This is a genomic window from Micromonospora sp. 050-3 (assembly GCF_046549335.1).
Taxonomy (GTDB): domain Bacteria; phylum Actinomycetota; class Actinomycetes; order Mycobacteriales; family Micromonosporaceae; genus Micromonospora; species Micromonospora trifolii.
In genome coordinates this window covers 2,200,915-2,214,683 of sequence record NZ_JAJPVX010000001.1, presented here as the reverse complement: position 1 = coordinate 2,214,683, position 13,769 = coordinate 2,200,915, and the positions used below count along the sequence as shown (strand labels likewise).

The 13,769-nt window shown below is 71.4% G+C and carries 14 protein-coding genes; 8 read left to right on the top strand and 6 right to left on the bottom strand.

Going from position 1 to position 13,769, the window contains the following annotated elements; genetic code table 11:
• Positions 1-71: 71 nt before the first annotated feature.
• Together ACLJOK_RS09935 and ACLJOK_RS09930 are read right to left on the bottom strand one after the other, a co-directional pair.
• Positions 72-1,214 carry an acyl-CoA dehydrogenase family protein gene (locus ACLJOK_RS09935; protein WP_410817794.1) on the bottom strand — a complete coding sequence of 381 codons (1,143 nt, stop codon included), beginning with the start codon at positions 1,212-1,214 and terminating at the stop codon, positions 72-74.
• Positions 1,211-2,341: a M24 family metallopeptidase gene (locus tag ACLJOK_RS09930; protein WP_410817793.1), complete on the bottom strand. Its 1,131-nt coding sequence runs from the start codon at positions 2,339-2,341 to the stop codon at positions 1,211-1,213. Before ACLJOK_RS09930 ends, ACLJOK_RS09935 begins: the two co-directional genes overlap by 4 nt.
• Before the next feature lie 202 nt (positions 2,342-2,543).
• On the opposite strand from ACLJOK_RS09930, the gene ACLJOK_RS09925 reads away from it, so the two are divergent.
• The gene (locus tag ACLJOK_RS09925; protein ID WP_210785775.1) at positions 2,544-3,911 is read left to right on the top strand and encodes a glycosyl hydrolase family 18 protein; all 1,368 of its coding nucleotides are present in this window, start codon (positions 2,544-2,546) and stop codon (positions 3,909-3,911) included.
• A gap of 63 nt (positions 3,912-3,974) precedes the next feature.
• Here ACLJOK_RS09925 and ACLJOK_RS09920 read toward each other — a convergent pair whose 3' ends face one another.
• On the bottom strand, positions 3,975-4,862 hold the full coding sequence (locus ACLJOK_RS09920) for a winged helix-turn-helix transcriptional regulator (RefSeq protein WP_410817790.1): 888 nt from the start codon (positions 4,860-4,862) through the stop codon (positions 3,975-3,977).
• 80 nt (positions 4,863-4,942) lie between these two features.
• Between ACLJOK_RS09920 and ACLJOK_RS09915 the strand changes: the two genes are divergently transcribed.
• The 4 genes from ACLJOK_RS09915 (at position 4,943) to ACLJOK_RS09900 (ending at position 8,926) form a co-directional block, all read left to right on the top strand.
• Positions 4,943-6,220, top strand: a complete 1,278-nt coding sequence (locus ACLJOK_RS09915) for an MFS transporter (protein WP_410817789.1) — start codon at positions 4,943-4,945, stop codon at positions 6,218-6,220.
• 128 nt (positions 6,221-6,348) lie between these two features.
• Positions 6,349-6,576, top strand: coding sequence for a hypothetical protein (locus ACLJOK_RS09910; protein WP_410817788.1), 228 nt, complete (start codon positions 6,349-6,351; stop codon positions 6,574-6,576).
• 58 nt (positions 6,577-6,634) lie between these two features.
• The gene (locus tag ACLJOK_RS09905; protein ID WP_410817786.1) at positions 6,635-7,591 is read left to right on the top strand and encodes a 5'-3' exonuclease H3TH domain-containing protein; all 957 of its coding nucleotides are present in this window, start codon (positions 6,635-6,637) and stop codon (positions 7,589-7,591) included.
• A gap of 126 nt (positions 7,592-7,717) precedes the next feature.
• On the top strand, positions 7,718-8,926 hold the full coding sequence (locus tag ACLJOK_RS09900; RefSeq protein WP_410817785.1) for a low temperature requirement protein A: 1,209 nt from the start codon (positions 7,718-7,720) through the stop codon (positions 8,924-8,926).
• 13 nt (positions 8,927-8,939) lie between these two features.
• Here the strand turns inward: ACLJOK_RS09900 and ACLJOK_RS09895 are convergent, their stop codons facing one another.
• Positions 8,940-9,698 (bottom strand): Asp/Glu racemase, encoded by a 759-nt coding sequence (locus ACLJOK_RS09895; protein WP_410817784.1) that lies wholly within the window; start codon positions 9,696-9,698, stop codon positions 8,940-8,942.
• Positions 9,695-10,522 carry a hypothetical protein gene (locus ACLJOK_RS09890; RefSeq protein ID WP_410817782.1) on the bottom strand — a complete coding sequence of 276 codons (828 nt, stop codon included), beginning with the start codon at positions 10,520-10,522 and terminating at the stop codon, positions 9,695-9,697. Before ACLJOK_RS09890 ends, ACLJOK_RS09895 begins: the two co-directional genes overlap by 4 nt.
• Positions 10,523-10,775: 253 nt before the next feature.
• Here ACLJOK_RS09890 and ACLJOK_RS09885 point away from each other — a divergent pair, with 253 nt between their 5' ends.
• Positions 10,776-10,982, top strand: a complete 207-nt coding sequence (locus ACLJOK_RS09885; protein WP_007460667.1) for a hypothetical protein — start codon at positions 10,776-10,778, stop codon at positions 10,980-10,982.
• A 76-nt stretch (positions 10,983-11,058) separates the two neighbouring features.
• Here ACLJOK_RS09885 and ACLJOK_RS09880 read toward each other — a convergent pair whose 3' ends face one another.
• Positions 11,059-11,421 (bottom strand): winged helix-turn-helix transcriptional regulator, encoded by a 363-nt coding sequence (locus ACLJOK_RS09880; RefSeq protein WP_410817780.1) that lies wholly within the window; start codon positions 11,419-11,421, stop codon positions 11,059-11,061.
• 77 nt (positions 11,422-11,498) lie between these two features.
• Here ACLJOK_RS09880 and ACLJOK_RS09875 point away from each other — a divergent pair, with 77 nt between their 5' ends.
• Complete coding sequence (locus tag ACLJOK_RS09875; protein WP_410817779.1) at positions 11,499-12,398, top strand: NAD(P)-dependent oxidoreductase; 900 nt, start codon at positions 11,499-11,501, stop codon at positions 12,396-12,398.
• A 162-nt stretch (positions 12,399-12,560) separates the two neighbouring features.
• On the top strand, positions 12,561-13,520 hold the full coding sequence (locus ACLJOK_RS09870; RefSeq protein WP_410817777.1) for a TIGR03557 family F420-dependent LLM class oxidoreductase: 960 nt from the start codon (positions 12,561-12,563) through the stop codon (positions 13,518-13,520).
• Positions 13,521-13,769: the final 249 nt, after the last annotated feature.

Genomic DNA, 13,769 nt, shown 5'->3' with positions numbered 1-13,769 from the left:
CGAGGTACCCGAGTAGCGGGCCGCGATGGGTCGTGACGCGCCCACCGCAGCCCCACCACCACGTACCGTTGTCAGTCCTTGGCCAGCGCCCGGGAGATCACCATCCGCTGGATCTGGTTGGTGCCCTCCACGATCTGCAACACCTTCGCCTCACGCATGTACCGCTCGACCGGGTGGTCGGCCACGTAACCCGCGCCGCCGAGCACCTGCACCGCGTCGGTGGTCACCCGCATCGCCATGTCGGTGGCGAAGAGCTTCGCCTTGGCCGCCTCGATCGCGTATGGGCGGCCGGCGTCGCGCAGCCGGGCCGCCGCCAGGGTCAGCGCGCGGGCGGCGGAGATCTGGGTGGCCGCGTCGGCGAGGAGGAACCCCAGCCCCTGGAAGTCGATGATGGAGCGCCCGAACTGCTGGCGCTCCCGGGCATAGGAGACCGCGTAGTCCAGGGCGGCCTGGGCCAGCCCGACCGCGCACGCCGCGATGCCCAGCCGGCCGGAGTCCAGCGCGGACATGGCGATGGTGAAGCCCATCCCCTCGCCGCCGATCAACCGGTCGGCCGGCACCCGCGCGTCGTCGAAGGCGATCTGCGCCACCGGGGAGGCGCGCAGCCCCATCGTCCGCTCGGTCGCCTGCGGGGTGATGCCGGCCGTGCCCGCGTCGGCGAGCAGGCAGGAGATCCCCTTCGGACCGGGCCCGCCGGTGCGACAGAAGACGTTGTAGAAGTCGGCCGTGCGGGCGTGGGTGATCCACGCCTTGGTGCCGGAGACCAGGTACGCGTCGCCGTCGCGATCCGCCCGGGTGGTCAGCGCCGCAGCGTCCGAGCCACCCTGCGGCTCGGAAAGGCAGTACGCGCCCAACAACTCGCCACCGAGCATGTCCGGCAGCAGCTTGCGCTGCTCGTCGCTGCCGAACGCCGCCACCGGGTAGCACGACAGGGTGTGCACGCTGACCGCCTCGGCGACCGCGAGCCAGCGGCTGGCCAGGATCTCCAGCACCTGCAGGTACACCTCGTACGGCTGCGCCGCACCGCCGTACTCCTCGGGGTAGGGCAGGCCGAGCAGGCCGGCGCGGCCCAGCGTGCGCAGCACCTCGCGGGGGAACTCGGCGCGTTCCTCGAAGGCCGCGGCCTTCGGCGCGAGCTCGCCGTCGGCGAGCTCGGTGGCGAGACCCAGCAGGTCGTGGGCCTCGTCGGTGGGGAGGATCCGGTCGACAGTCATAGCGCGATGAGCTCCGTGGGGGTGGTGTTGAGCTGTTGCACGCCGTCCGTTGTGCAGACGACGATGTCCTCGATGCGGGCGCCGTGCCGGCCCGCCAGGTAGATGCCCGGTTCGATGGAGAACGCCATGCCGGCGTCGAGGGGTCGGTCGTTGCCGGCCACCAGGTACGGCTCCTCGTGCCCGTCCAGGCCAATGCCGTGGCCGGTGCGGTGCAGGAACGCGGGACCGTAGCCGGCGGCGGCGATCGGCGCGCGGGCCGCGGCGTCGGCCGCCGCGGCGTCGGCCGCCGCGGCGGTGATCCCGGGCCGCACCGCCTCGACGGCGGCGCGCTGGGCGTCGCGCAGCACCGCGTAGTAGTCCAGGAAGTCGGCCGGCGCCGACCCGCCCGCCAGGTAGGTGCGGGTGCAGTCCGAGCGGTAGCCCGACGCCATGGTGCCGCCGATGTCGACCACCACCGGCTCGCCGACGCCGATCGGCCGGTCGGAGGTGCCGTGGTGCGGGCTGGCGCCGTTGGGCCCGGCGGCCACGATGACGAAGTCGACGGTGACGTGCCCGGCGACGCGGATCGCCGCGGCGATGTCGGCGGCGACCTCGGCCTCGGTGCGACCGGGGCGCAGCCACTCGCCCATCCGCAGGTGCACCTCGTCGATCGCCGCGCCGGCCTCGGCGAGCGCCGCGACCTCCGCCGGGGACTTGCGGATCCGCAACTCGCGCAGCACCTCCCCGGCGAGCCGTTGCGCGGCGTCGGGCAGCGCCGCGCGCAGGCCGAGGACCTGCTCGGCCCACATCCGGTCGGCGAGCCCGACCGCCGCGACCGGGCCGTCGAGGGCGGCGACGACCAGGGGGTACGGGTCGCTGCCGTCGACGTGGTCGACGATGCGCACGCCGGTCGCGGGGGCGGGGGACGCCTCGGCGGCCGGGCGCTCGAGTCGGGGCACGACGAGGGTCGGCTCGCCCTCGGCGGGCAGCACCAGGCAGGTCAACCGCTCCCCCGCGTGGGCGTCGTACCCGGTCAGATACCGCAGGTCGGAGCCGGGCGTGAGCAGCAGGGCGTCCAGGCCGGCGGCGGCCGTCGCGCGCTGCGCGGCGATCAGCCGATCCGGCGGATACAGCTCGTCGAGTCCCACCCCGTCAGCTTAACGGTCGTTTGGGCAAACCCCATATTCACGCCGACTCGCCGGGAATCCATCGATGTTGATTGACTCGGACAGTTAACACTCTTTAAGATTTGGCTGCCTCGAGGCCCACCCGTCCCTGCGTCCCCGCACCCCCCGCCCGCGACAACCCTGCGTGGGCGGGTGTCGTCCCCCGCCCACGGGAAGGCCCCCGATGTCCTCACCACTGCGCCGCGCCCTCGCCGCCGGCCTGCTCGCGCTGGCCACAGCCGGCGCCACCCTCACCGTCATTCCCACCGCCGCGCAGGCCGTGGTGCTGCCGAACAACTTCAAGAGCGTCGGCTACATGCCCTCCTGGGCCGGCAACATCAACACCATCCAGTACAACAAGCTCACCCACATCAACTACGCCTTCGTCCTGCCCAACAGCAACGGCACGCTGCAAGGGGTGGACGGGGCCCGGCTCTCCTCGCTGGTCTCACAGGGGCACGCCAACAACGTCAAGGTCTCCATCGCCGTCGGCGGCTGGAACGACGGCAACGACTCCGCCTTCGAGACGCTCGCCGCCAACGCCACCAGCCGCACCAATTTCGTCAACAACCTGATCAACTTCGTCAACCAGTACAACCTCGACGGCGTCGACATGGACTGGGAGTACCCCGACCCGGGCGCCTCGGCCAACAACTACACGGCGCTCATGACGCAGCTCAGCAGCGCCCTGCACAGTCGCGGCAAGCTGCTCACCGCCGCCGTGGTTTCCGAGGGCGGCAGCGTCCAGGGCGTCCAGACGGCAGTTTTCAACCAGGTCGACTGGCTCAACATCATGGCGTACGACGGCGGCAGCCCGCACGCCAACTACGACTGGTCGATCAACAGCATCAACCTGTGGAAGGCCCGCGGTCTGCCGGCCAGCAAGGCCGTCCTCGGCATCCCGTTCTACAGCCGCCCCGTCTACTACAACTACTCGTATCTGGTCGGACTCGACCCGGCGAACGCCAACCGGGACTGCGCCACCATCGGCGGCAGCCAGCAGTGCTGGAACGGCATCCCGACGGTCAAGCGCAAGACGCAGTGGGCCCTCGCCAACGCCGGCGGCGTGATGAACTGGGAGCTGTCGCAGGACACCAGCGGCTCGACCTCACTGCTCAGCGCCATGTACGACACCATCATGGGCGGCACCACCCCGCCGCCGACCGGTCGCACCGGCCAGATCACCGGGATCGCCGGCAAGTGCGTCGACGTGGCCTCGGCGAGCACCGCCAACGGCGCCGCCGTCCAGCTCTGGGGCTGCAACGGCACCAACGCGCAGACCTGGACTGTGGCCAGCGACAGCACGCTGCGCGCCCTCGGCAAGTGCGCCGACATCACCAGCGGCTCCACCGCCAACGGCGCGAAGGTCCAACTCTGGGACTGCAATGGCAGCGGCGCCCAGGTCTGGCAGGCGCAGTCCAACGGCACGCTGCGCAACCCGCAGTCGAACAAGTGCCTCGACGCCAGCGACAACAGCTCCGCCGACGGCACCCGGTTGCAGATCTGGGACTGCTTCGCCGGCGCCAACCAGCGCTGGACGCTCCCGGCCTGACGCCACGCCAGCGGGATCCCCGGACCAGCCGGCTCGCAGGGGCCCCCGGTCGACGCGAAGGCGTCAGCCGGGGGTCCCTGCGTGCTCACCGACCACTGTGAGCATCTCCTGCACCGAGCCGGCCGGGTCGGTGACCGGGAACTGCACGGCCCGCACGACCGCCTTCGGGTCGACCAGCAAGGTCAGCCGCTTGAACCGGGTCAGCCCGCCGGCGCGGAACACCGGCAGCAGCAGCCCCGCCCCCAGCCGACCGTCCTCATCGGACAGCAGCGGAAACGGTAGTTCGGCGTACGCGGCGAAGTCGGCGAGCTGGTCGGGCCGTTGGGTGCTGATGCCGTACACCCGGACACCGGCGGTGACGAAGTCCGGATGACGCTTGGCGTAGGTGGTCGACTCCAGGGTGCATCCCCGGGCGCCGGGAATCTCCGCCCAGCCGGGTGGATAGCCGTGCGTCCCCGGCGCGTACGCCCCGGGGAACAGGTAGAGGACCGTCCACGCGTCCGTCGCGGCCACCGACACCGGTTGCCCGTCGGCGGCCGGCAGGACGACCTCGGGCAACCGCCGCCCGATCAGGTCGTGCGCCCGGCGCGCCTCGGCAGACCCGGCGTCGGCCGTCGCGGTCAGCTCACCGTCACCCATCAGATGCCTCGTCCCCCAGTCCTGTAGGGCGATCAGCACCGGCAGCAGCCCTTCGCCCTTGCCGGTGAGCAGGTAGTCGTAGCGCGGCGGGTGCCGTGAGTACGCCCGGCGCTCCAGGACGCCGTGCTCTACCAGCGCGCCGAGGCGCTCGGTCAGCGCCCGACGGCTGACGCCCAGCTCACGTTGCAGCGCGTCGAAGCGGGTCGTCCCGCCGGCGACGTCACGGACGATGAGGAACGTCCACCAGTCCCCCAGTACGCCGAGCGCCTGCGCGATGCCGCAGTCCGCATCGGCAAGATCCTCTCGCCGCACCGGCTACCTCCATTGGTCCCGTCCGACTATAGTCCGTTTCAGATTGGAACGCACTGGCTTGGCGAACGGGGGACGGCGACATGCACGTCGACGAACGGGCCGGGGTGTTCTGGCGCTGGTGGACCGCCGGCACGACCAGCATGGTCGGGTCGGCGGTCGGCGCGGTGGCCCTGCCGCTGACCGCGCTCACCGTCCTGGACGCCTCCGCTTTCCAGCTCGGCGTGATCGCCGCGGCCAGCTACGTCGCCTGGATCGTGATCGGGCTGCCCGCCGGTGTCATCGTGCAGCGCCTGCCGCTGCGCGGCGCCCAGGTGGGCGCCGACCTGGCCCGCGCCGTCGCCGTCGCCTCCATCCCACTCACCTGGTGGTGGGGCCACCTCACCGTCGCCCACCTGGTGCTCACCGCGCTCGTGGTCAGCTTCGCCAACGTGCTCTTCGACGTGGCCAACTCGACCTTCCTGCCCAGCATCGTCGAACGGGAGCAGCTGCAGTCCCGCAACAGCCTCACCTCGGCCACCCATGCCGCCACCCTGCTCAGCGGCCCGTCCCTCGGTGGGCTCGCCGTGCAGGCACTCGGCGCGGTGCCCACCCTGCTCGTCGACTCGGCCAGCTACCTCGTCTCGGCTGCCCTGCTGCGCACCCTGCCCGCCACCCGCGTCGACGCGCCAGACCGTTGGCCGCCGATCGGTGAGCTGATCCGTGCGGGCTGGCGCTACGTCGCGTACCACCCGGTGATGGGACCGAGCATGTGGGCCGCGACGGCGATGAACTTCGTCTGCGGCGCGCAGTTCGCGCTGTTCCCGCTCTACCTGGTCCGCGAGCTGCACGCCCCGGTCGGCCTGGTCGGGGTCCTGCTCGCCGTCGAGGGGGTCGGCGCGCTGGTCGGGGCGGCGCTCACCACCCGAATCACCACACGGATCGGCACCGCCCGCGCCCTGGTCGCCGCCGGATTCACCACTGTCGTCGGCGCGTTCCTGATCCCCTGGGGCACCGGGTGGCTGGCGTACGCCGCCTTCGCCGCCGGCAGCACCGTCTTCTCCCTCGGGACGGTGGTGCTCAGCGTGACCACCCGAACCTACCGGCAGATCGCCAGCCCACCCGACCTGCTCTCCCGGGTGATGGCGACCGTGCGGTTCGTGTCCTGGGGTGCGATCCCGGTGGGCGGGCTGGTCGCCGGCGCGCTGGCCGGGCCGCTGGGTGCCCGCGCCACCCTGTTCGTCTTCGCGGCGACACTGGTCTGCGCGCCGGTGGTGCTGCTGCTCTCCCCCGTCCGGCACCTGCGCGACCTCACCGACCACGACCAGGGCGACCAGCCAGGCCACCCCGCTGCGTCAACTGTCGGTGTCGGAGGTCGGTGACCGCACGGCCACGCAGTCTGCGCGCGCGGCAACCAGCCCGCACCGTCGTTTTCCGACCCGGCGCGTCCCAACGGCCCTAGCCTGGGATCGGGGCGCCCACGCGGGCATCCCCGACCGGGAGGGCCGACGTGGCAGGGAACCAGGCGAGCCGGGCGGCGACCCGCCGTCGCCGCCAACTGTGGGCCGGGGTCCTCGCACTCGTCGGCCTGGTCCTGCTGATCATCGGCCTCACCGTCGCCGACGGCGTCGCGGCCTGGGTCGAGGTGGTGGTCGCCATCCTGCTGCTGGTAACCAGCTACGTCGTGCAGCACCTGGCCCGACGGGACACCGTCTACCGGCCCGACGAGCGACGCTGACACCACCGGCGGCCGGGCGTACGCCAGATCGTCGGACGGTTGTGCCAGGCTGTCCGGCGTGGCACACCGACCCCCGATCCTGCTGATCGACGCAGCCAGCCTCTACTTCCGCGCCTACTTCGGCATCCCGGAGTCCGTCGCCAAGGCCGAGGACGGCACCCCGGTCAACGCGGTGCGCGGCTTCCTCGACATGCTCGCCACCCTGATCCGGGTGCGGGGCGCCGACCGGATGATCTGCGCGCTCGACTACGACTGGCGCCCGGCGTGGCGCGTCGACCTGCTGCCGTCGTACAAGGCGCACCGGGTCGCCCCGCTGGGCGGCGAGATCGTTCCGGACACCCTCTCCCCACAGGTGCCGATGATCCTGGAAGTCCTCGCGGCGGTGGGCATCACCGCGGTCGGCGCGACCGGCTACGAGGCGGACGACGTGCTCGGCACCCTCTCGGTGACCCAGCCGGGCCCGGTCGAGGTGGTCTCCGGAGACCGGGACCTGTTCCAACTCGTCGACGACGCCCGACCGGTCCGGCTGCTCTACGTCGGGCGTGGCGTCGCCAAGCTCGACGACTGCGACGACGCCGCCGTGCGGGCCCGCTACGGCGTGCCGGCCGACAGGTACGCCGACTTCGCCGCGCTGCGCGGCGACCCGAGTGACGGGTTGCCCGGGGTGGCCGGCGTCGGCGACAAGACCGCCGCCCGGCTGATCGAGCGGTACGGCAGCATCGCCGGCATCCTGGCCGCGCTCGACGACTCCGACTCGTCCTTCGCACCGGGCCTGCGTGCCAAGCTGGTCGCGGCACGCGACTACCTGGGCGTCGCGCCGACAGTGGTCCGGGTCGCCCTGGACGTGCCCCTGCCGGAGCTGCCCACCGCGCTGCCGAGCGCGCCGGTCGACCCGGACCGGCTGCTCGAGCTCGCCCAACGATGGAACCTGGCCGGCTCGGCCCGCCGCCTGGTCGACGCCCTTGCCGCCCCCCGTGGCGGCGAAATTCCGTCGACGTCCCCGCAGACGGGGTAACCACCCGGCACACCCCGGTCGGGGGAAGAGCGGGCGAACGCGGCGTCCCGCGCTTGCCCGCTCGATACCGTCCGTGCAGGTGGACCGGACAGGTCCGTCGAGTCGAGCGGTTCCGCAGGAGATCCCGTGCACCTCGCCGCGCCGGAGCCCGGATCGCCACGGGCCAGCGGTCCGCCGGTGCGCGACCCGGAGGCGCCACGCCGGGTCACCCTCCTCGAACTCTTCTTCGACCTGGTGTACGTGGTCGCGCTGGCGCTCATCTCACTGGGGATGGTCGAGCAGCTCGACTGGCACCGAGCCGCCGAGGCACTGATCATGCTGGCCGCCGTCTGGTGGACCTGGACGATCACCACGCTGGTCACCGACCTGTACAACCCCGAACGCACCGAGATCAAGCTGCTGATCAGCGCCGTGATGTTCGGAGCGCTGCTGATGACCACGGCGATCCCGGAGGCGTTCAACGACCGGGGGCTCGTCTTCGCCGGCACCTACGTGGCGATCCACCTGGGCCGTGGACTGTTCCTGATGCCGGCGGTACGCCGCGAACCGCAGACCCAGCGTCGGGCGGCCCGCATCTTCGTCTGGTTCGCGGTGTCGGCGATCCCGTGGCTCATCGGCGCATTCGTCAGCGGGGACGCCCGGATCGCGTGTTGGGCCATCGCGCTCGCCATCGACTACATCGGCTTCCGCCTCGCGTACCCGGTGCCCGGGCTCGGGGTGGTGCCCGAGAAGCAGCGCAACGTCACCGCGGAGCATCTCTCCGAGCGCTACCAGCAGTTCTTCATCATCGCGCTCGGCGACGCCATCCTGACGATCGGCACCATGTTCAGCATGGAGCACAACGAGGCCGAGAACATCGGGGCCTTCGCTGTGGCGTTCCTGACCACGCTGCTGCTCTGGCGGATCTACGTGCACAAGTCCGGCGAGCTGCTGCCCACCGCCATCCAGGCGGCCCGGTCGCCCAGCAAGTTCCTGTTCAGCGCCCCGTACACCCATCTGGTGATGATCGCCGGTGTGGTCACCACGGCGGCCGGCTTCCACCTGGTGCTGCACGAGCCGACCGGGCGGACGGCGCCGGCCTGGCTGGCGGTGATCCTCGGCGGCCCGGCGCTGTTCCTGGCCGGCCGGGCCGCGTTCGAGTACGAGGTTTTCAGCAGGGTGTCGTGGTCCCGGCCCGGCGGGGTGCTGGCGCTGCTGACCATCGCCCCCGGCCTGCTGTACCTGCCGCCGGTCTTCGCCTCCCTCGGCGGGCTGCTGGTCCTGGTCGGCGTGGCCTACGCGGACTTCCGGCGTAGCCACGGCAAGCCGCCGGAGAAGCCCTCACCGCCGCACTGAACCACCCCGCCACTCACCGCGGAATCGGGCCGGCCAGCAACCGGCCGGCGTCGGGCACATACGGCTCGACACCCAGACCGGTGAGCAGTTGATGCACTGTCGCCGTCGCCGCGGTGAGCACCGGGCGGCCGAGACGGGCCTCCACCTGCGGCACCGCCGCCAACGACGGCAGCTGCACGCAGGCGGAGAGGACCACAGCGTCCACCCCGGTCACGTCCAGACGACCGGCCAGCTCGACCAGCCGCGCCGCGGGGATGCGCCCGACCGCCACGTTGTCCGGCTCGCAGAGGCTCACCGCATCGGACACCTGCACGCCGTACGCCGCGAGGTAGGCGGCAACCGTCGCGGTCAACGGCGGCAGGTACGGCGCGATCAGGGCCACCCGGCGGGCACCCAACGCCCGCAGCCCGGCGACCAACGCACCGGCACTGGTCACCACCGGCATGTCGTGCCCGGCGCGACCGGCCGCGCGGCCCAACCGCCGCTCGGCCCGCTCGTGCGCGCCGGCGCCCTCGCACATCACCGCCACCAGACAGGCGTACGCGAGCACGTCGCAGCGGGCGTCGGCCAGCTCGGCGGCACACCGCAGGGCGGAGCGGTTCATCCGGGCCAACTCGTCGGCGGTCACCTGACGCAGCCGTACCCGACTGGCGTGGGTGGTGAAACGGACCGTCGGATCGACGGTCTCGCGGCGGCGCAGCATCGCCGGTATCTCGGTTTCCATTGTGGTGTTGGAACTGGGCACCACCAGGCCGATGCGGTAGGCGCTCACACCAGTGCCCCGGCGTACCCCCGGACCTGCAATCGATCCCGGGCCCCTCCGGCCAGGCGCACCTGCAGGCCGAGCGGCGCGGCGGCGCGGCGGACGTCGTCCAGGTGCAGCGATCCGTGCCGGTCCACGGTGAGCACCGGCGGTTCTTCGAGGTCACCCTCCGGCGCGTGGAACGAGAGCAGGGTGACCGAGGTGGTGAGGTAGCCCGGGTACGCGGCGCGGGCCGCGGCCTCGTCCCGGTGGACCAGCACGACCAGATCGTCGAGGTGGGCGAAGTCGGCGGCGAGGGCGCCCGCCTTCCAGTGCGCCGGTTCCTCCGCCGCGCCGGTGAGATGCCGGGACCGGTTCGCCGAGGTGATGTAGAGGTGATCCGTTCCGGTCTCGGCGAGCGCCCGCTCGAAGAAGGCGTTGGACGGGCAGGTCAGCCCCGGTGCGATCACCTGGGTGGTCCGCATCCCCTGGTCGATCTGGGTGAGGTGCTCGGGGAGCCGATCCGCCGCCGGCCCGCGGAAGCCGAACGGCCCGGCCCCGTAGAGGGCGTCCATCAGCGCCCGCACCCGACCGACCGGCAGCCGCGGCGAGATCCGCGTCCAGTCGAACATCCCGGGAATCCGGCCGATCGCTGTGGTGATGCTGCCGACCTGGTGGACCGGTCGGCCCTTGGCCAGGTTGACCCGACGTACGGTGGCCGCGTCGGGACGCGTCACGATGACGTAGAAGTTGGCGAACGCCGCCGCGACGATCGCGCCGCCAGCAAGCGCGCGGGCCGCGACCGCGACGTCCTCGGGGCGGTCGATGTACAGGGGCGGTGTCGGGGCGTCCATGAGTCCTCCTCGGCGGGGCCGTGAGGCAGTTCTACGTCCACTCACCCTGATGACGGCGAGGTCGGTCGTCGATCCGATAGCCGACAGGCACTACCCGGTGCGGGCGGCGGATGCCCGGGCGGTACACAACGGCGGACGGCATCGGCCGGATGGGGGATCCGGCGGTGGGTCGTAGCACGCGACCGTTAGCCGCGCGACCCGATTGGGTACAACGGCTGCACCTCAGATCCACCACATACCTCAGGAGGCAGCGATGCGCGGCACCTCGATTCTCGGAGTCATCGTCGTGATCTGGCTGGTGATCGGCGCCATCGCCGGTGGCCAGCGCGGTTACTACAGCGGCGACGACACCAACTGCGCCGAGGCCGGCACCATCCTGGTCACCATCGTGGCCGGGCCGTTGAACTACATCGGCGCCAACCCGAAGGTCGACTGCAAGCTGCCGGAGCCTTCCAAGTAGACGACAGACGTACCCCGGCCCGTGCCCCGCAGTGGGGCGCGGGCCGGCGCGGTTTCGACGAGGTCGCTCAGGAGCACTAACCCGTCTCCTCCCCCAACCGTCGAACTGTCGACCGGTCGCGTCCCCAGGCGGCCAGCGGCTCGAGGGCGTCGTTGAGGCGCGTGCCGTCCCCGGTCAACGAGTACTCGACGCGGGGCGGCACCTCGTCGTAGGAAACGCGGTGCACGACGCCGTCCGCCTCCATCTCCCGTAGGTGGGAGGCCAGCACCTTCTCGGTGATCCCCGGAAGCAGTCGACGCAGCTCGCCGAAGCGACGCAATGGGTGCTCGTGGAGCGCCCAGAGGATCAGCACCTTCCACTTGCCGCCGATGACCTCCATCGCGGTGTCGATACCGCAGGCGTGTCCGTCCGCGGTGCCCGGCCGGTTCAACGTCGCCATGCCCACCCCTTTGACGTGCTCGCTCACCCCCGGGTAACCACGCACTCCGAAGTGCGTACTTGATCGCCTGGGGGCCGATGACCAGCCTAATCGGCATGGAACCGAACACTGTGGAGAAGCCCTCCGTCACGATGCTGGGACTCGGCGCGATGGGTACCGCGCTGGCCCGCGCCTGGCTTGCCGCCGGCTATCCGCTCACCGTCTGGAACCGCACCCCGGCCCGCGCCGCAGCACTCGCGCCCGAAGGTGCAAGGGTCGCGGACAGCGCCGCCCAGGCGGTCGCGGCGAGCACCCTCGTCGTGATCTGCCTGTTGGACGACACCTCGGTCGACGAGGTGCTGGCCGGTGTGGACGTGGTGGGCCGGGATCTGGTCAACCTGACCACCAGCACCCCTGCCCAGGCCCGCGCCCGCGCGGCAGGGGCCCGCCGACGCGGCGCGCGCTACCTGGACGGTGGAATCATGGCCGTCCCGCCGATGATCGGCGCCAAGGAGGCCGGCGGCTACGTCTTCTACAGCGGCTCGCGAGAGCTGTTCGACCGGCACCAGGAGACGCTGGGCGTCCCGGCCGGCACCACCTACGTCGGCGAGGACGCGGGCTTCGCAGCCCTGCACGACGTGGCTCTCCTCAGCGCCATGTACGGGATGTTCGCCGGGACCGCGCACGCCTTCGCCCTGATCCGTCGGGAGGACATCGACCCGGCGGCGCTCGCCCCATTGCTCGCCGACTGGCTCGTCGCGATGATCCCGGCGGTTCACCAGACCGCCGACCAACTGCGCAGCGGGGACTACACCACGGGGGTCGTCTCCCCTCTCGCCATGCAGGTGGCCGGCACACCGACCTTTCTGCGCACCGCCGAGCAGCAGGGCGTGAGCCCCGAACTGCTCGGCCCCTACTTCGACCTGATGCGCCGCCGTCTGGCGGAGGGCGGTGGCGAAGAGGACCTGACGGGCGTGATCGATCTGCTGCTGCGGTGACGCTGTTCCGTGGCTGGATGCAGTTCTTCGTGTCTGACGTCGCGCACCCCACACCACCTAAGGCATCCTAGGAGGCTGGTTTGCGGGTTGACGGCGTTTGTCAGCGCCAAGGCCGGGAACGGCCGATGCCTCCAGTCAGCGAACGGGATCGGGAGTGTGGGCATGCAGATCGGCTACAAGTTGGCCGCGGAGGGGTACGGCCCGCAGGAGATCATCCGACAGGCCGTCCTGGCCGAGCGGGCAGGCTTCGACTTCGTCGAGATGAGCGACCACTTCCACCCGTGGCTGGACGCACAGGGGCACTCGTCCTTCACCTGGAGCGTGCTCGGCGCCATCGCGGCCAAGACCAGCACCCTGCGCCTGGCCACCGGGGTCACCTGCCCGACCGTCCGCTACCACCCGGCGATCATCGCGCAGGCCGCGGCGACCATGGCGCTGATCTCCGACGGCCGGTTCACCCTCGGGGTGGGCGCCGGCGAGCGGCTCAACGAGCACGTGGTCGGGCAGGGCTTCCCCAGCGTGCGGGGCCGACACGAGCGACTACGCGAGGCGCTGGAGATCATCCGGCTGCTCTGGCAGGGCGGCTACCAGTCGTACGAGGGCCGGCACCTGCAACTGGAGGACGCCCGGATCTTCGATCTGCCGGAAACCCTGCCCGTGATCGCTGTGGCGGCCAGCGGTGAGGCGTCCGCGCGGCTCGCCGCCGAGTTGGGCGACGGCCTGTTCGCCACCGAGCCGGACGCGTCGATCGTCGAGCACTACCGCCGCGCCCAGGGTTCGGGCCCGCGCTACGCCGAGGTGCCACTGGCCTGGGCCACCGACGAGCAACAGGCGGTGCAGGCGGTGTTGCGGACGAGCCGATGGATGGTCACCGGCTGGAAGGTGATGAGCGAACTGCCGAACCCGGTCAACTTCGACGCGGCCAGCGCGTACGTCGAGGAGAAGCACATCCGGCAACTCTTCGCCATCGGCCCGGACCCGGAACCGCACGTCACCAAGGTCCGGTCGTACGTCGAGGCCGGCTTCGACCACATCGTCCTGCAGAACGCCGGCCCCGACCCGGACGGCTTCCTCGACTTCTTCGCCGGCGACCTCTCCGGCCGGCTGCGCGCGACGGGTTGACGCCGGCCCTTTGATGAGGTGATGAAGAGCAGGTCAATGCCGTTGCCTTAGCCGGAACGGCCGTTCGTCAGCCGGCATTGCCTCGCCGATCATGGAGTCGTGGTGGGCGACAAAGCGCCTGTAAGTCGCCGAACCAGGCACCATAGTTCCATGATCGCCGAGCCCGATCCGGCACTGCTCCGCGATCTTGCACTTACTGCCCCGATCCAAGGGTCATATAAGCCCATATCGACAACGGAAGCTGCAAGA